Source organism: Halocatena marina (assembly GCF_023276375.1).
GTDB lineage: Archaea > Halobacteriota > Halobacteria > Halobacteriales > Haloarculaceae > Halocatena > Halocatena marina.
Window position 1 is genome coordinate 338348 of the sequence record NZ_JALLPK010000001.1, and the last position, 19656, is coordinate 358003.

General features: G+C 54.7%; 21 protein-coding genes and 1 pseudogene. 15 read left to right on the forward strand and 7 right to left on the reverse strand.

Going from position 1 to position 19656, the window contains the following annotated elements; translation table 11 throughout:
- Positions 1-25: 25 nt before the first annotated feature.
- The 4 genes from MW898_RS01655 to MW898_RS01670 form a co-directional block, all read right to left on the reverse strand.
- A complete protein-coding gene (locus MW898_RS01655) occupies positions 26-343 on the reverse strand; it encodes a DUF7552 domain-containing protein (RefSeq protein WP_248903977.1) in 318 nt (105 codons plus the stop codon).
- 65 nt (positions 344-408) lie between these two features.
- Entirely contained in the window at positions 409-1302 is an 894-nt protein-coding gene (locus MW898_RS01660) for an FAD-dependent oxidoreductase (RefSeq protein WP_248903979.1), read from the reverse strand.
- A gap of 105 nt (positions 1303-1407) precedes the next feature.
- The gene (locus tag MW898_RS01665) at positions 1408-2274 is read right to left on the reverse strand and encodes an ABC transporter ATP-binding protein (protein WP_248903980.1); all 867 of its coding nucleotides are present in this window, start codon (positions 2272-2274) and stop codon (positions 1408-1410) included.
- 170 nt (positions 2275-2444) lie between these two features.
- The gene (locus MW898_RS01670) at positions 2445-3476 is read right to left on the reverse strand and encodes a DUF5787 family protein (RefSeq protein ID WP_248903982.1); all 1032 of its coding nucleotides are present in this window, start codon (positions 3474-3476) and stop codon (positions 2445-2447) included.
- Positions 3477-3553: 77 nt separating this feature from the next.
- Here MW898_RS01670 and MW898_RS01675 point away from each other — a divergent pair, with 77 nt between their 5' ends.
- The 10 genes and pseudogenes from MW898_RS01675 (at position 3554) to MW898_RS01720 (ending at position 11540) form a co-directional block, all read left to right on the forward strand.
- A complete protein-coding gene (locus MW898_RS01675; protein WP_248903985.1) occupies positions 3554-4000 on the forward strand; it encodes a hypothetical protein in 447 nt (148 codons plus the stop codon).
- A gap of 153 nt (positions 4001-4153) precedes the next feature.
- Complete coding sequence (locus MW898_RS01680) at positions 4154-5380, forward strand: translation initiation factor IF-2 subunit gamma (RefSeq protein ID WP_248903987.1); 1227 nt, start codon at positions 4154-4156, stop codon at positions 5378-5380.
- A 1-nt stretch (position 5381) separates the two neighbouring features.
- Positions 5382-5822 carry a PIN domain-containing protein gene (locus MW898_RS01685; protein ID WP_248903989.1) on the forward strand — a complete coding sequence of 147 codons (441 nt, stop codon included), beginning with the start codon at positions 5382-5384 and terminating at the stop codon, positions 5820-5822.
- A 7-nt stretch (positions 5823-5829) separates the two neighbouring features.
- Positions 5830-6399 (forward strand): DNA-directed RNA polymerase, encoded by a 570-nt coding sequence (locus MW898_RS01690; protein ID WP_248903991.1) that lies wholly within the window; start codon positions 5830-5832, stop codon positions 6397-6399.
- A 2-nt stretch (positions 6400-6401) separates the two neighbouring features.
- Positions 6402-6599 (forward strand): transcription elongation factor subunit Spt4, encoded by a 198-nt coding sequence (gene spt4, locus MW898_RS01695; RefSeq protein ID WP_248903993.1) that lies wholly within the window; start codon positions 6402-6404, stop codon positions 6597-6599.
- A gap of 4 nt (positions 6600-6603) precedes the next feature.
- The gene (locus MW898_RS01700) at positions 6604-7131 is read left to right on the forward strand and encodes a GTP-dependent dephospho-CoA kinase family protein (protein ID WP_248903994.1); all 528 of its coding nucleotides are present in this window, start codon (positions 6604-6606) and stop codon (positions 7129-7131) included.
- 640 nt (positions 7132-7771) lie between these two features.
- On the forward strand, positions 7772-8767 hold the full coding sequence (locus MW898_RS01705; protein ID WP_248903996.1) for a hypothetical protein: 996 nt from the start codon (positions 7772-7774) through the stop codon (positions 8765-8767).
- Positions 8768-8873: 106 nt separating this feature from the next.
- Positions 8874-9536, forward strand: a complete 663-nt coding sequence (locus MW898_RS01710) for an O-methyltransferase (protein ID WP_248903998.1) — start codon at positions 8874-8876, stop codon at positions 9534-9536.
- Between the two features lie 137 nt (positions 9537-9673).
- Positions 9674-10071, forward strand: a pseudogene (locus MW898_RS26480) (AMP-binding protein); the annotation flags it as partial.
- A 296-nt stretch (positions 10072-10367) separates the two neighbouring features.
- A complete protein-coding gene (locus MW898_RS01720; RefSeq protein WP_248904001.1) occupies positions 10368-11540 on the forward strand; it encodes an acyl-CoA dehydrogenase family protein in 1173 nt (390 codons plus the stop codon).
- Positions 11541-11619: 79 nt separating this feature from the next.
- Here MW898_RS01720 and MW898_RS01725 read toward each other — a convergent pair whose 3' ends face one another.
- Together MW898_RS01725 and MW898_RS01730 are read right to left on the reverse strand one after the other, a co-directional pair.
- Positions 11620-12810, reverse strand: a complete 1191-nt coding sequence (locus MW898_RS01725) for a GNAT family N-acetyltransferase (protein WP_248904003.1) — start codon at positions 12808-12810, stop codon at positions 11620-11622.
- Positions 12811-12999: 189 nt separating this feature from the next.
- Positions 13000-13365: a hypothetical protein gene (locus MW898_RS01730; RefSeq protein WP_248904004.1), complete on the reverse strand. Its 366-nt coding sequence runs from the start codon at positions 13363-13365 to the stop codon at positions 13000-13002.
- 376 nt (positions 13366-13741) lie between these two features.
- Here MW898_RS01730 and MW898_RS01735 point away from each other — a divergent pair, with 376 nt between their 5' ends.
- From MW898_RS01735 to MW898_RS01755, 5 genes are all read left to right on the forward strand, one after another.
- Positions 13742-15655 carry a 2-oxoacid:acceptor oxidoreductase subunit alpha gene (locus MW898_RS01735; RefSeq protein WP_248904005.1) on the forward strand — a complete coding sequence of 638 codons (1914 nt, stop codon included), beginning with the start codon at positions 13742-13744 and terminating at the stop codon, positions 15653-15655.
- Positions 15656-15658: 3 nt separating this feature from the next.
- Positions 15659-16591 carry a thiamine pyrophosphate-dependent enzyme gene (locus MW898_RS01740; protein WP_248904006.1) on the forward strand — a complete coding sequence of 311 codons (933 nt, stop codon included), beginning with the start codon at positions 15659-15661 and terminating at the stop codon, positions 16589-16591.
- A gap of 104 nt (positions 16592-16695) precedes the next feature.
- Positions 16696-17124, forward strand: coding sequence for an HTH-type transcriptional regulator LrpA1 (gene lrpA1, locus MW898_RS01745; protein WP_248904007.1), 429 nt, complete (start codon positions 16696-16698; stop codon positions 17122-17124).
- Between the two features lie 146 nt (positions 17125-17270).
- A complete protein-coding gene (locus MW898_RS01750) occupies positions 17271-17750 on the forward strand; it encodes an SRPBCC family protein (RefSeq protein ID WP_248904008.1) in 480 nt (159 codons plus the stop codon).
- A gap of 2 nt (positions 17751-17752) precedes the next feature.
- Positions 17753-18637, forward strand: a complete 885-nt coding sequence (locus MW898_RS01755; RefSeq protein WP_248904009.1) for a DMT family transporter — start codon at positions 17753-17755, stop codon at positions 18635-18637.
- A 28-nt stretch (positions 18638-18665) separates the two neighbouring features.
- Here MW898_RS01755 and MW898_RS01760 read toward each other — a convergent pair whose 3' ends face one another.
- Positions 18666-19490, reverse strand: a complete 825-nt coding sequence (locus tag MW898_RS01760) for an alkaline phosphatase family protein (RefSeq protein ID WP_248904010.1) — start codon at positions 19488-19490, stop codon at positions 18666-18668.
- Between the last annotated feature and the right edge of the window lie 166 nt (positions 19491-19656).

The window sequence follows — 19656 nt, forward strand, 5'->3', positions numbered from 1 at the left end:
CAACAGCTCTGTCGCTCGCGTATCGTCACTCAAGTTCTTGTGGACCAACGAGCGCATTGAACGCCTTCGAAAGCAGTTGTACTTCATCGACTTCATCAACCGGCACCACCTCGTGGATGATCAAGTCGTACCACGGTGTTTCCGGCATCAACGCGCGGAGACGTGCCAGATACAACTGTGCATCTTGCACCGCCTCGCACGCGGCGTCCCGATTTGGAAATCGAAGTCCTGTTATGGGGGATGGGCTGTTACCCGTACGTGCACAGGCAATCCGGTAGCGTCCTGTATCCGTCGATCGACGCTCAATCCGACGACGGATGTCACAGAGGGTATCCGCGTGCATTTAGGATAACTCAAAACTGCAGTTGATTAATAGATTTGGGTAGTAGGTACCAAATCTACAACAATTCACTTATAAGTCTGCATAGGCTTGGCGTCGAGAAGATGTTCACGAATGAGTGCCTGCCCGTCTTTTGTTCGTTGTTTTCGCTCCTCATCTGAGAGCTGGAACCCGAGCCGTTCGGTCGTAATCGCTTCGGTGATGCGCTCACGTCGTTCCTCTGACACTGTCTCGTCTTCTGGTATCGTGCTTTCGATCCAGTCGTCGATGTGCTTTCTCCACGACTCGTCGCCGTATGTTCCTCCTTCGACTTGCCAATCCCAGTACTTTGCGACCTCCTCCCAGAATCCATCGTTCATTCGGTAGTCGTGGATGAGGGCTTTCGCAACCCGTGCACCGTGTCCCGCGCAGATGATTACTTGATGTGGACTCCCAGAGAGCCACCCAGCGACGTACAGTCCATCAATTGCGGTTCGACCAGTCGCCTCATCGCACTCGACAGGATGTGTTCCTGCTTCGTGGAACGACCCCTCATCGAGACCGCTTAGGTAGTCTGCGTTGTAGGCCGATGCCGCGATAACAGAGGCTGCTGTGAGTTCATGTCCGTCCTGTGTCTTGATCTGAAATCTGTCTCTGTCTCTGCTCTCTGCTTCAGATTCAGTCTCTGATTCTTCGACCTCGACGACCAGATCATCGACGATCTCACAGCCCTCGTACTGGGCGTGTCCACGGGCGAGTTTGAGAAACGCTGTCGGATCGATAGCGAGAAAGCCAAGGTAGTTCCCGATACTGTAGCAGCGCTGTATAGCGGACGCGCCTCGATCGAGGATAAGCGTCTTGAAGCCGTATCGAGCGGTGAACACTCCCGCAGACAGCCCAGAGGCACCCCCACCGATGATGACGACATCGTACTCGTCCGAACTCGGTTCATTCGATTTCTGTCCTGTTACTTGTTCTGTCATCGCTGGATGAATAATTGCGTCAGTGTGAAGGGCACGCTCGTGCGGTGAGAACCGGCGTGACGGACCGACTGTGAAATCGGTATTTTTGTTCCAATCATATTTTGGTTATTTGATGGACTGTTTCGGGAATATCTGTGGGTCGGGTGAGTACGTGACCGCTGCATCGATCTTGAACACGTCTGCGAGCAACGCTTCGGTCACGACGTCGCTGGGCGGACCCCAATCGTACACCGCCCCATCGTCGAGTGCGATGAGGTAGTCTGCGAAACGAGCAGCCTGTGCGATGTCGTGGAGAACAATGGCTACAGTGACGCCATTTTCGTCGTTCAGTCGCCGAATCGTCTCCATCACGCGGAGTTGATGGTGGAGATCGAGAAACGTAGTTGGCTCATCGAGTAAGAGCGTATCGGTGTCTTGTGCAAGCACCATCGCAATCCACGCGAGCTGTTTCTGTCCACCACTGAGGCTTCCCACTTCAGTATCGCGGAGGTGTTCCACACCAGCGAGTTCGAGCGAGCGTTCGACGGCCTCTCGATCTGTAGCGTCAACTGCGTCGAAAAAGCCCCGGTGAGGATACCGTCCGTGGTACGCGAGATCTTCGACCGTAATGCTCCCCGGCGAATCGTTCTCTTGTGAGAGGTGACCAAGTTTGCGGGCCAACTCCTTCTGGTCGTACTGCTGAATGTCGTGGCCGTTCAAAACGACCGTCCCGCTCTCAGGAGTGAGATGGTTCGAGAGTGATTTTAAGAGCGTGCTCTTGCCACTACCGTTCGGTCCAACGAGTGCGGTGATCTCACCATCGGGAATATCGATGCGGTCGCACTCGACAACTGGCTCCTCGCTCGTCGAGTAAGAGATCGACAGGGATTTTCCAAGAAGTGCACTCTCCGTCTCATTCGCCGAACTATCTTCCGTTGTTCCGTTCGCTTGATTGGTATCCGACGTGTTCTGGTCGTACGTACTCTTGTTCATAGCTCATCGATCTCTGGCTGGTTGGATCTCATACGCCGAATTGGCGCGCTGTGAATCGATCGTTGACCGTTCGCCTCACATGAACTGATCCCTTGATGATCCATGCTTCCGACCGTCACAGTTGTACACGCACACCCAACCATACAATCTCTGTTTTTGGATAGCCTAAACTACCTCAAAGACTTTTCGGAACGGGAAGATGTGTATGGTTCACTGAACCGACCGATCTCGGTCTGCTTCGTTGTGATAGTAGTCGGAGAGCGAACCCAAGGCGAGTGTGTTTCACGGATCGCATCCAGATCGACTGCGCTGTGTCCGTCTGCGTCGTGTCCAGAGGGACAGTCACAGGCGTCTGCTGGGCGGACGATACGCTCTTTTCGCGCACAATAGGGGATCCCGTCGACCCCAGCGATATCGGTGTTCTCGACGTGTGGACACGCCGGAAATTCGACCCGCCAGCCCTTTCCATAGGCGCGCTCTGCGAGCCGCCGCCGGAGTCGTCGCTTTTCCTTGTGGCTCACAACCGTGATCTTCGTTCGATCTGGCTGTTCTTCGAGTATCTCAATTCCGGGTCCCGATGAGAGTCGCTCGGGTTCACGAATTACTTCTCGAGTCCCTGTTTCGGGATCGAACCGCCAGACACCGACTTGTTCGGGAATGCGGTTCAGGTGTGCGCCGGTGACATACGACGCTGTGGCGAGAATGACTTCATCGCAGACCGCGAGACTGACGTCCGTTCGAAGCTGTGATTGGAGATCACCAGGACGGTCGAGATCGGGTTTATTCTCGATGGCTCGCAACGAGCCAAACCAGTCGGGGTATCGGGCTGTTTGTCGGATATACGTGCGTCCGTTTCGACGTTCGCTTTCGAAGAAACCGATTTCGAGAGCACGATTGACAGCTGCACGCGCACGATCCGGATGACAGTCGAAACAGTCCTTCCAGAAGCGAGCGCGGCCCACTCCTACGTCGGCCGCGATGGCTGCATCTGGAATGCTCTGTGCCGTGATTTGCGTCCGAGTATCGAACGCTGGCCCCGGTGTGACGGTAAGAACGTCGAGAACACGACGGCCGCTCGTACTCGCTCCAAGCTGCCGGCTCACGATCGTTCCACTATTCCCGTTTTCACTTCCTCCGTCTCTGATTTCGTTTTCGCTTTCGAGTGTCGCACAGAGGGCCATCTCGAACGCGAATTCGCGCATATTCCGTGTTCGGTGGGAGCTACCAAAAGGAACGCGGCGACACAAGAGCTATGCATTCTTTCGGTTTGGTTCGTTCTGTGCCCGCTCCCACATTCGACGAAACACAGCGATTCGAGTCATGGCTCTCTGCGCTGGTGATCATCTCCTCCATCCCCGTGCCGCTGCTCTTATGGAGTGTGATGGGCCTGCGGGGTGCCGTGATTGGGATCGTTACCGTACTGTTGCCGGTTGCAGTACTCGCTTTTGCGAGACTCGAGACCGAACTCCGAGACGACGGCGTCTACATCCGCTTTGTTCCGTTTCATTTTCAGCCACGCCGCATCCCGTTCGCAGAGATAGAGAGTGTCGATCGAGTTCGGCTCTCGTCACTCAATCGTGGAATTCATTGGACGCGCGAAGGGTGGAAATACACCGCTGCCGGGAGCACGGGTGTGCGCATTCGCCGAGAGAAACGAGACGTGTTCGTTGGCTCCAAGCGCCCAGACGACCTCGTTGTGGCTATTCGAGCAGCCATGGGGTCATAAATAGTCTATAATTTAATATATCTATTTGTGATGGTTTGGGATTTACGCGTCGTATTTTGATACCAGCGTGCAGCATTCTGACATCAGCTCTCCCATTCCGAGAACAGCAACTTTATGGCTACGACGGAAAGATATGGAGTTATTACTATCGAGATGACAAGGGAACACCGACAACCGGAGGTGAATATCGGTCTCGTTGGCCACGTCGATCACGGCAAGACGACGCTGGTGCAGGCGCTCAGTGGCGAGTGGACCGACCAGCATTCCGAAGAGATGAAACGAGGGATTTCGATCCGGCTCGGTTACGCCGACGCTACGTTCCGTCGGTGTCCCGATATGGACGCTCCCGAGTGCTATACGGTCGATGAAACATGTCCGGATGGGTCCGACAGTGAGGTTCTCCGGACGGTTTCATTCGTCGATGCTCCAGGCCACGAAACGCTCATGGCCACAATGCTCTCAGGAGCTTCGATGATGGATGGTGCGGTACTCGTCGTTGGAGCGAACGAGCCTGTCCCACAGGCCCAGACGGCAGAGCACCTCATGGCGCTCGACATTATTGGTATCGAGAATATTGTAATCGCGCAGAACAAGGTCGATCTCGTCGATAATGAGATCGCTCGAGAGAATTACCAGCAAATCAAACAGTTCGTCGAGGGAACCGTCGCAGAGGATGCGCCGGTTGTTCCGATCTCTGCTCAACGGGGAGTCAACATGGATCTCCTGATGCAGGCTATCGAGGAACAAATTCCAACCCCAGATCGTTCTCCAGATGTCGACCCACGGATGCAGATTGCTCGAAGTTTCGACATCAACCGACCAGGAACGACGTTTGACGAACTGATGGGTGGTGTTCTCGGTGGCAGTCTCGTGCGAGGACGACTACATTCTGATGACGAGATCGAACTTCGTCCCGGACGAGAGTTTGAGGAGGAAGGACAGTCGGAGTACCGCTCTATCACCACCACCGTTCGTTCGCTGCAGGCGGGCAACGATCTGGTCGATGAGGTCGGTCCCGGTGGCCTCCTCGGTGTCGGTACCGGTCTCGATCCGGCACTCACGAAAGGCGATGCGCTTGCCGGACAGGTCGCCGGTCCTCCCGGAACCCTGCCGCCGACGTGGAACTCATTCACGATTGAAGTCGAGTTGCTCGAACGCCTCGTCGATGGCGATGAGATCGAACCCATCAATACTGGCGAGCCCCTGATGTTGACAGTCGGGACGGCAACGACGGTCGGTGCCGTGACGAGTGCCAGAGAAAACGAGTGTGAAGTGAATCTAAAACGCCCTGTCTGCGCCGATCCGGGTGCGAAAATCGCAATCAACCGCCGCGTCGGGACGCGCTGGCGGCTTATCGGTGTTGGAACACTCGTAGGATAGGATGAGTAAAAGAGTCGCGATGGACACGAGTGCGCTGATGATGCCGGTCGAGTGTGACGTCCGAGTATTTGACGGACTCGACCGGTTACTCGGTGAGTACGAACTCATCACACCAAAACCCGTCATTCAGGAACTCGAACGACTCGCGCAAGGGAACGGGAACAGCACAGAACACAGAAACGAAAACGAGTCCCGAACGAAGAACAGTACTAGAAATGGACAACGACGGGGACAGGAAGCCACGGCCGCCAGCGTTGGGCGGGATCTCGCAGAACGCTGTACGGTTGTCGAGACGGATGCGACCTACGCTGATGATGCGCTCGTTGAATTGGCCGAGCGTGAAGCGTGTGAGTATGTGGTCACGAACGATGGTCCCCTTCGTGACCGTCTCTCTGTCGGAGTAATCGGTTTAAGGGGCCAGAACGAACTCGCTATTCACTAAGTTAACTATGTACAAACGGGTCAGACTACGCGATACGGTCGAGGTACCACCACGATACCTCGCCGACGTATCGGAAACGTTGGTCAAACAACTGTTGCAAGACAAGCTCGAAGGACGAATGGACGAGGATGTCGGCAGCGTCGTCAGCATCGTCGATGTCGTTGAGGTTGGCGAAGGTGCCGTCCTTCCGAATCGTCCAGGCGTCTACTACGAGGCAGTGTTCGACGCTGTCACGTTCGATCCACAGATGCAGGAGGTTGTCGACGGTGAAGTCGTCGAAGTCGTCAACTTCGGGGCGTTTATCGGTATCGGACCGGTTGACGGCCTGCTGCACGTCTCACAGATTTCGGATGAGTATCTCTCGTTCGACGAGGAGAATCAGCAACTCGCCTCTCGGGAATCGAACAATACACTCGGAGTTGGTGACTCGGTTCGCGCCCGGATCGTCACCAAGAGTATCGACGAACGAAATCCACGAGACAGCAAGATTGGCTTGACAGCGAAACAGCCAGGATTGGGAAAGATCGGATGGCTCCGTGAACAGCGAGAGCAAGAGCAGCCAGCGGCGGGTGAGTGACGATGGCGAACAAGCGACTGTCCTGTCGTGAATGTCACTTTGTGAACGAAGCTGACTCACAGACGTGCTCTTCCTGTGGGTCGAGCAGTCTCACGGAGGATTGGGCTGGGTACGTCGTCATTTCTCACCCCGAACAGAGCGAGGTTGCCGCAGAGATGAACGTCACTCGACCTGGTGCGTACGCTCTGAAGGTCCGATAGTGCTGTGCTTCGACTTCCACGTCACCTCCGAAGCGAACTCAAAGCTCCGATTGGTCCTGTCTACACCGAGCCGAGCGCGCTAATCGAAGCGGCAGGCACGCCGCTCGTCTCCGTCGGTGATGTCGTCACCGAGTATCTCCTTTCAGTTACGATTCCTCACGTAGCCGTCGTCGATGGCCAGACAAAGCGGACATCGATCGATAGTCCTGTGGATCTCTCTCCGTTTGAGCAGCGTGTGCGGGTTGAAAATCCTGCTGCAACCCTCTCTGAAGCGATGTTGCAGTCGCTTCGAGATGCGCTCAACGCGGATGACTCGACCGTCATCGTCGTCGATGGGGAGGAAGATCTCGTCGCGCTCCCGGCCGTCGTCGCTGCACCGATCGGCGCGAGCATCGTCTACGGTCAACCCGACGAAGGAATGGTGCTTGCAACCGTCGACGCGGAACTGACAGCACAGATGCGTGCGCTACTCTCTCGGATGGACGGCGATCACGAGGCGGCGCTTCGAATTGTCGAATCTGGCGGTCAGTAGCACGGCCGACGAACCGGAGTTGTGTACTACCAATAGATTGGTCTTGTTCGATATTCGGCCATTTGAAAACCCTCGGATGGGTCCGACCGCTAACGAACATCGACACTGTCATGCCCGATGGATGCATCAGAAATAATCTCTCGTAAGCAAAGTACGCTGTTCGTCTGTCTCAATTCTCGTTTCCGACTTCGTTTCCGTATCAACGTGCTCTCTGCGTATTTCCCATTGATGTGATGTATCGTTGCCGTTCAGATCTCTTGCGGGTGTTCACAGCGTAGCCATCGATCTATTCGTCCGACCGTTCGGTACAAATGGGTATCATTCCCGCACGATCTTGGCTGCGTCCGAGAATTCTTGATCATGAGAGTTGCGCATCAGAGTGAGCGGATGCTAACCGTCACCCAATTCATCTGTTTCTGTGCGTCATCGATACATAGTTGTGAGTGATGACATTTGCAGTATCGGTCGGGATTACTGTTGTGTCATTATACTCGATCCTTATCAAACAGGTAAAGTACCCCCCCATCGTTATACATACTCGTCATCAGCGATGGTGGGTCAACAGCCATCACGGTAGAGAGCGCAGACACGTCGGTGGTTTGATGTTCAATGATGCCCACAATCGCGGAGTCGATAACCCATGATACGGATAGAACTCGACCGGATTCACCTCGAACTGCTGTTGCTCGCGGGCTTGTTCGCTACGTTTTCCGGAGTGGTTTTCCAGCCGGAAATGCAGAACGGCATGAACATGACACCGCTTGCGGCATTTGGAGGTGTTGGAATCGTTGGTCTGGGCGTGCTCGTCCACCGACGAATCTCCACCGGCCAGGCAGATAGCCGTAGTCGTGTGCGTGCGATGGTTTGGTTTGCCCTCTTTGGTGCAACCTTCGGGGCCGTGATCTCTTCGGTCATCGTCGGTACACCACAATCGATTGCGCTGGCTTCAGTCGGCGCGGGCGCTATGTTCTCGGCACTTGGGACGCAGTTCGGTATCGTCATCAAGAGTCGAGAAGAGGCCGCAAAAGAGGCCGTCGAGGCTATTCTCGACGAAAAAAATGTCTTCGTAACACCAGACCAGCTGTGGTCCAACGGAAACACCACAAGTAGAGTGCACGAACCGAATAAACGATCGGATACGATCGGATACGAATCAGAATTTAACGTCGGAGCTGAAATGAAAACAGAGACGGAAACAGCGTTCGAACCTGAACCTGAGTCTGAACCTGAACCTGAATCTAAATCAGAATCTGAGTCTGAATCTGAACTTGAAGTTGAGTCTGAGTCTGAATCTGAACTTGAAGTTGAGTCTGAGTCTGAATCAGAATCTGAGACTGAGACGGACGCCGAGACTGATGCTACTGTTGAAGCGACCGTTGAGTCAGAGGCTGCATCTGACGCTGAATCAGAATCAAAATCAGACTCTGAATCTGAGTCCGACGTAACTGACGGGGTTGATGAGACCGACGAAAAAGATGATTCCGACGAGGACAGTACGAAGGACGAACAGGAAAACGATACCATTGAGCAGACCGACGATCCGGGTTCCGAAAGCTGGAAACAACCCACAACTGACGATACTTCTCCGATCCCCGTCATTAGATCGATTGAATCGAGTGAGTATCCCGAAGACTGAAGTCTGGGCGGTGGTAGCGATCGTTTTCTAGTGTGCTTTGGTGATGAGAGAGATCTAGCTGATCGTTCCGGTTGATGTTTTGTATTCTCGGATTCTGTTCCAATTCATGGAGTCGGTTGTTCCGAAATTCGTCAGTCAGTTTGCTACCAGCATTGGACCAACTACAGACAGTGTCATCGATGAGATGGACGCGTACGCCGACGAGCAGGGATTCCCGACCGTCGGTCCCGATGTCGGTGGTTGGCTCTCACTGTTAGCTCGGATTGTTGGTGCTCAGTCTGTGTTCGAGTTTGGGTCAGGGTTCGGATATTCAGCGTACTGGTTCGCACGAGAACTTCCATCGGATGGCGAGATTGTACTCACCGAACGCGATCCCGTGAACATCGAGCGCGCCCGCGAGTATCTTGATCGTGGCGGCTATCTCGACAGAGTGACGATTGAACAGGGCGATGCGATCGAGACGATAGACCGCTATGATGGGCCATTTGATATCGTTCTTATCGATAACGAGAAACACCGCTACCTCGAGGCGTTCAAGTCTATCAGAGACAAGGTCGCATCTGGTGGACTCATCGTCGCAGACAACGCTATGGTTGCTGACTCGATCGATTTCGATGCGCTCACTGATCTTGCCGACGGATACGAAGTCGACACGAACGAAAGTACCCAAGGCATCGCCGACTATCTCGATGCAGTACGGGATGACTCAGCGTTCGAAACGGCGCTGCTCCCTCTCGGAGAAGGAGTTGCAGTAAGTCACAAGCGATAACGATTCTGAGCTGTACTTTCGGAAACCATGACAACAGTTGGTATCTACCAGACCTAGCGCTGGATATGTCAGGTGGCAACGATCAGACGTTACGTCCATTCCTATGGCGTGCAGAACGATCCTAATCGGAGACAGAGATCGTTTCGCGCACTGGAAACGGAATCGTACGGTACTCGTACGGCGAGTATGCAGAGAGAGTTCGACAGCTTGCAAACGCGCTCGAAGCAATGGAGATCGAAGCTGGCGATCGCGTGGCGACCTTCTGCTGGAACCATCACCGCAATTCGAAGTGTACTTCACCACCGTCTCGATGGGTGCCCAGTTGCATACGATCAACTCGTTGCTTCCCACAGAGCACATCCAGTACATCATCGAAGACGCGAACGATCGTGCGCTGTTCGTCGATCCCTCGTTCCTCGATGCGCTCGAACCCGCAGCTCAGATTCCCGCCTTCGATAGCATTGACTGCGTCGTGATGAGCGAGACGGTTCCCGAGACTGGCCTCGATCTCGTGGACTACGAGTCGTTTATCGACGCGGTGCAAAGACCGCGACCGGAAATTTCTCAAAAAAGATCTCCGTGAGCGATACACTGACGCCTCGATATTCGATGGAAAATTGCCGGAAGAAGCCACACCTGAGGACTGATCGGGAAATTTTTGATTCTGTTCGTGCTTCCACTATGTCTGGATCCACAACTGTCTCTCCAGAAGATCATTCACACACTGATTTCACGGTGCAAACCGGTTGAGCAGTGCTGGTCGTTTAACGCGTTCTGTATCGTCGGGAATTCCACGAGTTACTTTATGGATGCGAGCAAACGGAACAGACAATGGAGCCGTTAGACGACAGCGTCGTCCCGGAACACGCCCAAGCACCCAAACAGCAGGCTCGGGAGTTCGCGGCGGAGCACATTGCTCCCGTCGCTGAGGAGTACTTCCGCAGCGGTGAGTATCCGTGGGATATTCTCGAAGCGGGCATGGATGCCGGATTAATCGCCCAAGATATCGGTGAGGAGTACGGTGGGTCGGGCTTCGATCTGACTCAAGTTCTCGCTATTGCAGAGGAGTTCTATCGTGCCGACGCTGGGATCGGTCTCACGCTATTGCTCGCCTCGTTCGGCGCGGAAATCGTCGAAGCGCACGGGAGTGAGGAACAAAAAGAGGAGTATCTCCGCCCCGTCGCGGAGAATACACAGATCACGGGGCTTGCCGTCTCCGAACCAGATCGTGGGAGCGATCTCGCGGGAATGACCACAACTGCCGAGCGTGTCAGTGATGGTGAGAATGCAGACGACGAGTACGTCCTCAATGGCGAGAAGTTCTGGATTGGTAACGGCGTCGAAGCGGACTGGGTCACTGTCTATGCGAAGACTGGCGACAGCGAAACTAACCGCTACGGCAACTACTCGTTGTTTATCGTGCCGACAGATGCATTGGGATACGAAGCCAAGCACATCCCCGAAAAAATGGCCATGCGCGCTTCTAAACAGGCACACATCATTCTCGATGACTGCCGTATTCCGGCTAAGAATCGCATTGGAGCCGAGGGGGGTGGCTTCTACATGCTCGCGGATTTCTTCAACTTCGGACGAACTGTCGTCGGTGGACAAGGGATCGGACTGGCGGCAGCAGCAATTGAGGAAGCGTGGGATTTCGTCCACGGCCGCGAGGCGTTCGGCCGAGATGTCAGCGAGTTCCAAGCCGTCCAACACAAGCTTGCGGACATGCGAATGGAATTTGAAGCCGCTCGCTCGCTTACGTGGCGTGCTGCTCGAAAGGTCGCAGAGAACGACAACGCGGGACTTTGGGCTGCAATGGCTAAGACAAAAGCAACCGAAACCGCTACGTTCTGTGCTGAAGAAGGGATGCAACTTCACGGTGGACGGTCGGTCCTCACTGACCGACGGATCGCCCGCGTCTACCGCGATGTCCGCGTCCCCGTCATCTACGAGGGCGCGAATGAGATTCAACGGAATCTCATATACAATCAATCGAGCTTCTGATCGCGTCTCCGTCATCCCTTGGCCGTCTCCGAAGGCTATTACTGGTCAATACCTTTGCTAGCTAAATGTTCCTCTCGGCTCAGAATCCTTCTCTCAGAAACGTCTCGCGTTTCGGGAACAGCTTTGAGAGCGTGCTACCAGCCGACTCTGTGGCATCAACATTTCCGATCCGTATCGCCCGTTCGACCGAGCAGTAGCCAACGGCGATCTGTGAGAGGGTCGCCACGTCGACAGTCGCATCGGGATTTGCGGTGGTTGGCTCGCACGAGGCGGTACCATCCTCGACGGTTAAGCGAAAGCACCCATCGTTCCAGTCAGCGAGCGCATCCTTCACGCTGAGCACGACAGATCCACCTGCTGAATACGAGAGATCGGACAACGCCCGTTCGACATCTACGATTCGGATCATCGGTCCAGGACTAATTTCGATCTCGACGTCTCTGGGATCGTCGACGCAGTCGTGCAACACCGTGCCGTCTGCATCACGAATCGAGACACACTCGACCTGTGAGTCGTGGTACCGACAGAACCGAATGAGTTCAACGTAGGCTTCGTGATCGACGTATCCGATATCCCAGACGTTCATCGTTCGGTCGTCTTCCTCTTCGATGGCGTAGACGAGATAGCCGCGAAGCTCACCATCGCGCTCCCAGCCGGACACGTACGGATCGCTTTTCCAGCCTTGAAAGACCCTTTTTCGCCACCATTCTTCTGTTCGGCGCATAGCGAGGTCGTGATCGTTGCAAGCCTCGTAGACGCGCGCTAGTTCTTCCCAGCGGTCGGTATCGAGATCGACGAACGCACTACCAGACGGGATATTTACACGGTCAACGAACGAGAGCGCATCCGGGGAACACGTGATTGCGGCTGCCTCATTACACATTCCCCATCCGAACTTCCGATAGAACGAATACTCGAACGGCCAGAGGACAGAATAATACTGATCGCGTTTGCGGTACTCTCGAAGCGATTCGAAAAGCAACTGGCGGACGAAACCCTTGCGGCGGTGTTTTGGTGGTGTCGAAACCGCAGAGACACCAGCGACAGCCCGATACTCACCGCGAATCCGGAGCGTCAACCAGTGATGTGTGACGGTACTGACCAACTCGTCGTCGTCGTACAACCCTCGACTCTCTCCAACGGTTGCAGGCGCTGGAATGTCCGCGCTCGATTCGATCGGTTCGAACGACTCAGTCGGCCAAAACGCATAGTTCAAGAGACGATGGAATTCGTTGAGGTCTCCATCGTACACCGGACGATAGTCCTGCATACCCGACCCTCCTGGCCGAACCACATAACTCCCTGCCAAGGTGTGATCTATGGTGACAATCGTTAGATGCGTATTCGAGCAGTCAGCTCAAAATCCTCGTCAAAGAACAAACACAGAACGGTGACCGAGAGTAGAACTGTTCCCGTTGTGGTGACTAGGTTCGGTCCTTACTTGGGGCCACACTATGGATTATGCGAGGTCGCTCTCACCAGCAAGGAGTGCATAGCGTTCGAGCGTGGTTTCAAGTCTGTCTCCACCCTCGGTTCCTTTCTGCTCTGATTCGTACGCGACCCACTGTCTCGTCCCCTTGTGGTGTGTGTAGCTGTACATGTGGTATTCGATTGGGGTTTCTAATACGAGATCTACGATGGTGTCCGCAGGCACCGGTTCGTTCGTAGCAGTGCTGATTTCGCGCTCCCGAGTCATTCCCCACACGCCGAACACTGTCTCATCGATGGGTATCGAGTCGAGTGCTTCGGTTGGATCATGTTCGGGACGGATTTCTGATTCCACCAGTGGCTCGTTGGGCCACTCATCCACTGGCCTAGGCGACATGGTGTTCACATTTGCACTCCATTATATTCATTCTTTTCCTAAAGAAATATATATTGAGGTTGATGGCTGCGTATCGACTTTGGAGATCGGCATCGACTCCAAACACTTACCCAGTGGCTATCGACCACTCTGTCACGCCAGCAATAGATAATATTCTTATACTTACTATTTGATTTAAGACGAATTAGTTTATACTAGAATTGATATACTTACGGTAGGAATGTTGCGCTATTTCCCATGATTGATTGAGTTAGTATCCCTTATGTCTCATGATAGTCCCTTATTCATCATAATCGATGTATGCTAACGTATGGTAAACCCTTTAGTCAACACGGTTCGTTTTGGGAGACACAGGCCTATTTGGCCATGATTTCGCATGACAAATGATGAGTTACTCTGGCGGATTGCAGGTGGGTCCGGTGACGGGATCGACTCAACCAGCCAGAATTTCGCAAAGGCGCTAATGCGCTCTGGTTTTAACGTCTTCACGCATCGCCATTATCCGTCTCGGATTCGTGGTGGTCACACATATGTCGAGATTCGGGCAGCACCGTACGATGTGCAGTCTCGGGGTGATGGCTACAATTTCCTCCTTGCGCTGGGTGACAGCTTCGCCCGTAATCCCCAAGAGGGTGCGTACTACGGGGTTGAGGAAGTAAAGCCACTCTCTGAAAATCTCGATGAACTCCGTGAAGGGGGCGTTATCGTCTACGACGAGGGACTTCTCGATGAGGCGGATGTCGCAGATCTCGACGAGCGGGCTGCGGAAAACGACTGGCACGTCTACCCGCTCGATCTTCGAGGACTCGCTCGTGAGCACGGGCGTGAAGTAATGCGAAACACCGCAGGTGTCGGGGCAACCGCTGCTCTGCTCGGGATGGAACTCGACCCCATCGAACAGTTGATGGAAGAGCGGATGAGTGGGGAGATACTGGAGCAGAACCTCGAGATCCTCGAACTGGCAAACGACCAGATGTCCGACACGGAGTTCACGCACGATCTCCGTATCCCTGACCAAGGCGACCAAGCGGACGAGCAAGACGACCAAGTGCTCGTTTCGGGCAGCACCTCAATCGCGTATGCGGCACTCGATGAGGGCTGTCGATTCATTGCTGGCTACCCCATGACACCGTGGACAGACGTGTTCACGATCATGTCCCAGAACCTTCCAGCGTTCGGCGGTATTGCAGAGCAGGTTGAAGATGAGATTGCCGCCGCGTCGCTCGCAATCGGTGCCTCACACGCTGGTGTCAAAGCCATGTCTGGTTCGTCGGGAGGTGGGTTCGCGCTCATGTCCGAACCGCTCGGATTGGCAGAGATGGCCGAGACGCCGATCGTGCTCGTTGAAGCAATGCGGGCCGGGCCATCGACGGGAATGCCAACCAAACCCGAACAGGGCGACCTCGAACACGTTCTGTACACCAGCCAAGGCGATTCGAATCGTGTCGTCTTCGCACCGGGGAACACAGAGGAGGCATACGAACAGACACGAACAGCGTTCCAGATCGCCTACGACTATCAGATTCCATCGATCGTCGTCTACGACCAGAAGCTCTCTGGTGAGATGACTAACGTCGACGAGTCGTTCTTCGACCGCGAACCGAATCCATCGCTTGGGTCGGTTCTTACCGAAGAGGAGATCGAAGACGCAGCACACCACGAATCTGGTAAGTTCAACCGGTACCAACACGATCCGGAAAACGGTGTCAGCCCACGCACGATTCCTGGTCAAGAGGACGGACGATTCCTCGTCACCGGCAACGAGCACACTCCACAAGGACACATCTGTGAGGATCCCGACAACCGGATCGCTCAGATGGATCGTCGGATGCGAAAGCTCGACTCGATTCGCGCAGAACTCGACGAGAGCGAGCAGAGCAACCAGACTCTCGTTACACCCGGAGAGGACGAGCAGTACCAGTACGGGATCATGACGTTCGGCAGCCAGCAGGGCACCGTCAAGGAAGCTACCGAACGACTGAACGAGCAGGGATATTCAGTAAAGATGCTCGGCGTGAGCGACCTCATGCCGTACCCAGAAGACGAAGTCACAGCATTCCTCGACTCTGTCGAGCAGTGTATGGTTGTCGAGATGAACGCCACCGGTCAGTTCCGCGGTCTTACACAGAAAGAACTCGGTGGCTACGGAGACAAGATGACTGGTCTGCTGAAGTACAACGGCAACCCCTTCGAACCAGCAGAGGTCGTTGAGGGGTTCGAAACGAGTATCAGCGGGGACGTGGACGCCCCCGGTCAGACGACCAAATTCGTCCCTGCAGCAGGTGATTAAGCAATGAGTGCATTCAGTGCAATCGGCATCGACCGAGAGGTCGATCAGAACGAGTTCACTCCCGGTATCGAACCACAGGCGACGTGGTGTCCGGGATGTGGTGACTTTGGCGTCCTAAAGGCGCTGAAAGGAGCGATGACTGAGCTGGGGAAAAATCCGGATGAAGTGTTCCTCGTAACGGGGATTGGCTGTTCGGGTAAGCTCTCCTCGTACTTCGAGAGCTACGGCTACCACTCCATTCACGGTCGTTCGCTACCGATCTCTCGAGCGGCGAAGCTCGCCAATCCAGACCTCGAAGTCGTGGCCGCTGGCGGTGATGGCGATGGCTACGGTATCGGTGGGAACCACTTCATGCACACCGCACGAGAGAACCACGACATGGTGTACATCGTGTTCAACAACGAGATCTTCGGGCTGACCAAAGGACAGACGTCCCCGACAAGCCCGAAGGGTCACAAATCCAAAACGCAACCGCATGGGAGCGCAAAAGATCCCATCCGGCCGTTGTCGATGTCACTCTCTGCGGGCGCATCCTACATCGCACGAACCGCGGCGGTGAATCCGAGACAAGCAAAAGATATCATTGTCGAAGCGATCGAACATGACGGCTTCGCACACATCGATTTCCTGACGCAGTGCCCGACGTGGAACAAGGACGCAAAACAGTACGTCCCGTACACTGATGTTCAGGATTCGGATGAGTTCGAGCTTGACGTAACTGACCGTCGCAATGCGAGCGAGGTCATGTACGAGGCAGAATCACGCCTCGCCGAGGGCGAAGTTCTTACGGGTCGGTTCTACCGCGATGACCGTCCTTCCTACGGGCAAGAGAAGCGTCACACGGGCGAAATGCCCGAAGTACCGCTGGCAGAGCGATACTTCAACGACGACTACGAGTGGGAACGGTCGGCCGATCTCATGGATCGTCACCGCTGAGCTGGCGTCCTCCACTATCACCCCTTCCTGCGCTTTCAGCGCCACGGTCGGGATGGTTTTTCCGATTCGGAAGGTATTTTTTCTACGATGCGAAATAATCGTCTATGAGCACGGACACTACCCAAGACCGTATTCTCTCTGTCTTGGAGAGGGATGCGCAGGCCTCGTACGCGGAGATCGCGGAACAGGCAGGAGTGTCAAAGCCGACAGTGAGAAAGTATATCGAACAAATGGAATCTGAGGGCGTTATCGTTGGTTACTCCGCGGACGTAGATCCCAAGAAGCTCTCTGGACGATCGATCGCAATGGTCGGTATCGATGTCGAAAGCGAGCGATACGTCGAAGTGACTCGGCAATTGCAGTCGCGCGAGGAAATCGAGGCGTTGTATACGTCTTCGGGAGATCACATGTTGATGGCGGAAGTGCACGCTGCAGACGGCCACGCAGTCGGTGAAATCATCAGCAATCAGATTGTGACTGTCGACGGTGTCACTGCTGCACACCCGTCGTTCCTGCAAGAACGATTGAAGTAGTTACTGTCATTTCAAACGACCTAGCACAAGTCTCCTCTGTGAGACTGCTTTCCCGACGAGCACCATTCGTTTTAGATGTTTGTACCGTGTTGTGTCGGCGTGAAACATGCGATACCAGTAAGTTAGTCCTGGGTGTAGCTAGTGCTATGCCCATTTTCACTCGCCAAACCCGAATTCGTGCACCGTTCGAGGAGGTTTGGGATTTTCATTCTCGCAGCGAAGGGCTCGAAATACTCACGCCTGCGTTCATGCGCCTCACTATCGAACGTGTTGTCGCTCCCGACGGGACACTCGATCCTGACTATCTCCATGAGGGCGCGCGCATCGACGCGACTGTTCGTCCGTTCGGAATTGGTCCCCGTCAGGGGTGGACCTCCGTTATCGTCGACCGAACCACAGCAGAGAGCGCAGCAGCGTTTGTTGATGAGATGGAGGACGGTCCGTTTCCACACTGGCAACACACCCATTCGTTTTACGCCGATGGGCTGGAAACGCTGCTCCGCGATCGGATCGAATACGAACTTCCCTTCGGAGGTCTCGGGCGGATTGCGGGTCGATTTGGCGACCTTGGATTCGAACCGATGTTCCGGTATCGCCATTGGAAGACAAGGGAGGTACTGGAGTGACAGTGGATGTACGCACATTCGATGCCGATACGAAACCGCTGCTCGCGCTCGTGGTTGCCATCTGTGCAGTGAGCACGAGCGCAATTCTCGTCCGTTGGAGTAACGCACCGAGTCTCATCAAGGCGCTCTACCGCGTCTTTTTCACGATCGTTCTCATCGCGCCATTCGCACTGCGTCGACACGAGGGGGAGTTCCGTCGGCTCTCACGACGCGATCTGATCGGAGCGTCCATCGCGGGCCTCGCGCTCGCATTTCATTTCAGTGCGTGGTTCGAGAGTCTCAATTGGACGACTGTCGCGGCAAGCGTAACGCTCGTTCAGTCACAACCCGTTTTTGTCGCTCTCGGAGCGAGCCTATTTCTTGACGAAGATGTATCCGCTCGGATTGTGGGGGGAATATCGATTGCACTCGTTGGGATGGTCGTTATGTCCGCTGGTGAGCTCACTGCCGGCGCAAGCGGTGCTGCCCCGCTCTACGGGAACGCACTCGCTGTCCTCGGTGCTTCGATGGCCGCTGTCTATGTGCTTTCCGGACGGGCGCTCAGACAGCGTGTCCCACTCCTCCCGTACGTGACGGTGGTGTACGTTGTCTGTGTTCTTGTTCTGTTTGTGCTCGTCCTTGTACGGGGATTACCGCTCGTGTCGTATCCGCTGCGAGAGTGGATTCTCTTTCTCGGAATGGCGATCGGTCCAGGAATCTTCGGTCACACAGTCATCAACTGGGCGCTTGCTCACGTCGAATCGAGTGTCGTCAGCGTCTCACTGCTCGGTGAGCCGGTGGGAAGTACGCTGCTGGCACTTATCTTGCTGGGCGAGATACCGGGCGTCCTGACCGTCGTCGGAGGCACTGTTGTGCTCGGCGGCATCGTAATTGCAGCCAATCGGTAACATAATATTAACTAAGGAACGAGGATATTCACAAATATCCGAGATCTTCGAGATTCCGAGCAATCGCATCCTCATCGTACTCTGTGATTTCTGCTGGCGCTTCTGGGATGATTTCCCGTCGTGGGCCAGATTCGTAGATCAACCACGGAACCGTGACCAGTGCTCTGTGATAGACACCCCGAGGATGGCCGTAATCCTTCAACGGAATTGGTGACAACCGCTCTCCGAGCAGCTCGCCGTGATCGGCGGTAACGACAGTCCGTCCAGACAACGAGCGGAGGAGATCATGGGTCTTCTCGATCACAATTTCGAGGTTTTCACGGTATGCTCGTCGGAGTTCAGCATCCGATGCGTCGTACTCCAATTTGATTTCTGCGAGGCTCAATCTCGGATCGTACCGCTCGCCGGTCGGTCCCAAATATGGTGTGTGTGGCTGGACGAAATGAATGAGGAGACGTTTGTTGGGATACGCTTTGGCTGCTTCCGTGGCGGATTCGACGACGATGTCCGGTGGCGTGACGCTGTTTCCGACTCGGGTTCGGTACTCGTCTTGCCAGAGCGGGATTTCGGCGTGTACTCGGGCGCCGATCGTGTCTCTTATTTTCGCGAAGTTTCCGTTCGACGTGACGTAGACGATGTCATCGAGCTGTTGGCCCGTAAAGTTCGCCTCAACCCACTCGCGGGTCATACTCCCCCGAGAAATACGGGATTCGAGCGTGCCTGGTAGGTCGGAAATAGTAGAAAACACGTCATATCTACACGCATCGAGGAGGATGAGGGTATCCCAATCCGCCTCAAATACATCGACTCCATCGTCATTGAACTCGGTGTGATTTCGATACCGGTGATGCATACGCGAGACGTGCCTGCTGATATTACGGATGTTTGGAGGATTACGATTCTTGATGCGTCGTGCTATCTGTTCGTACATCGATGACTCTCTGGATGGTGTGAGCTGTTCAGAACCAGTCGTTGTCCGACACGACAATACACCGACCTGAGGACGACTACCAAAGCGC

Excerpts from the sequence above, each read along its gene's own strand:
- MW898_RS01725 (WP_248904003.1), bottom strand. The coding sequence starts at position 12,810 with ATGCAGGACTATCGTCCGGTGTACGATGGAGACCTCAACGAATTCCAT.
- MW898_RS01720 (WP_248904001.1), top strand. The coding sequence starts at position 10,368 with ATGGAGCCGTTAGACGACAGCGTCGTCCCGGAACACGCCCAAGCACCC.
- MW898_RS01680 (WP_248903987.1), top strand. The coding sequence starts at position 4,154 with ATGACAAGGGAACACCGACAACCGGAGGTGAATATCGGTCTCGTTGGC.
- MW898_RS01735 (WP_248904005.1), top strand. The coding sequence starts at position 13,742 with ATGACAAATGATGAGTTACTCTGGCGGATTGCAGGTGGGTCCGGTGAC.
- MW898_RS01655 (WP_248903977.1), bottom strand. The coding sequence starts at position 343 with ATGCACGCGGATACCCTCTGTGACATCCGTCGTCGGATTGAGCGTCGA.
- MW898_RS01760 (WP_248904010.1), bottom strand. The coding sequence starts at position 19,490 with ATGCATCACCGGTATCGAAATCACACCGAGTTCAATGACGATGGAGTC.
- spt4 (WP_248903993.1), top strand. The coding sequence starts at position 6,402 with ATGGCGAACAAGCGACTGTCCTGTCGTGAATGTCACTTTGTGAACGAA.
- MW898_RS01750 (WP_248904008.1), top strand. The coding sequence starts at position 17,271 with ATGCCCATTTTCACTCGCCAAACCCGAATTCGTGCACCGTTCGAGGAG.
- lrpA1 (WP_248904007.1), top strand. The coding sequence starts at position 16,696 with ATGAGCACGGACACTACCCAAGACCGTATTCTCTCTGTCTTGGAGAGG.
- MW898_RS01705 (WP_248903996.1), top strand. The coding sequence starts at position 7,772 with ATGATACGGATAGAACTCGACCGGATTCACCTCGAACTGCTGTTGCTC.
- MW898_RS01690 (WP_248903991.1), top strand. The coding sequence starts at position 5,830 with ATGTACAAACGGGTCAGACTACGCGATACGGTCGAGGTACCACCACGA.
- MW898_RS01660 (WP_248903979.1), bottom strand. The coding sequence starts at position 1,302 with ATGACAGAACAAGTAACAGGACAGAAATCGAATGAACCGAGTTCGGAC.
- MW898_RS01670 (WP_248903982.1), bottom strand. The coding sequence starts at position 3,476 with ATGCGCGAATTCGCGTTCGAGATGGCCCTCTGTGCGACACTCGAAAGC.
- MW898_RS01740 (WP_248904006.1), top strand. The coding sequence starts at position 15,659 with ATGAGTGCATTCAGTGCAATCGGCATCGACCGAGAGGTCGATCAGAAC.
- MW898_RS01665 (WP_248903980.1), bottom strand. The coding sequence starts at position 2,274 with ATGAACAAGAGTACGTACGACCAGAACACGTCGGATACCAATCAAGCG.
- MW898_RS01710 (WP_248903998.1), top strand. The coding sequence starts at position 8,874 with ATGGAGTCGGTTGTTCCGAAATTCGTCAGTCAGTTTGCTACCAGCATT.
- MW898_RS01685 (WP_248903989.1), top strand. The coding sequence starts at position 5,382 with ATGAGTAAAAGAGTCGCGATGGACACGAGTGCGCTGATGATGCCGGTC.
- MW898_RS01730 (WP_248904004.1), bottom strand. The coding sequence starts at position 13,365 with ATGTCGCCTAGGCCAGTGGATGAGTGGCCCAACGAGCCACTGGTGGAA.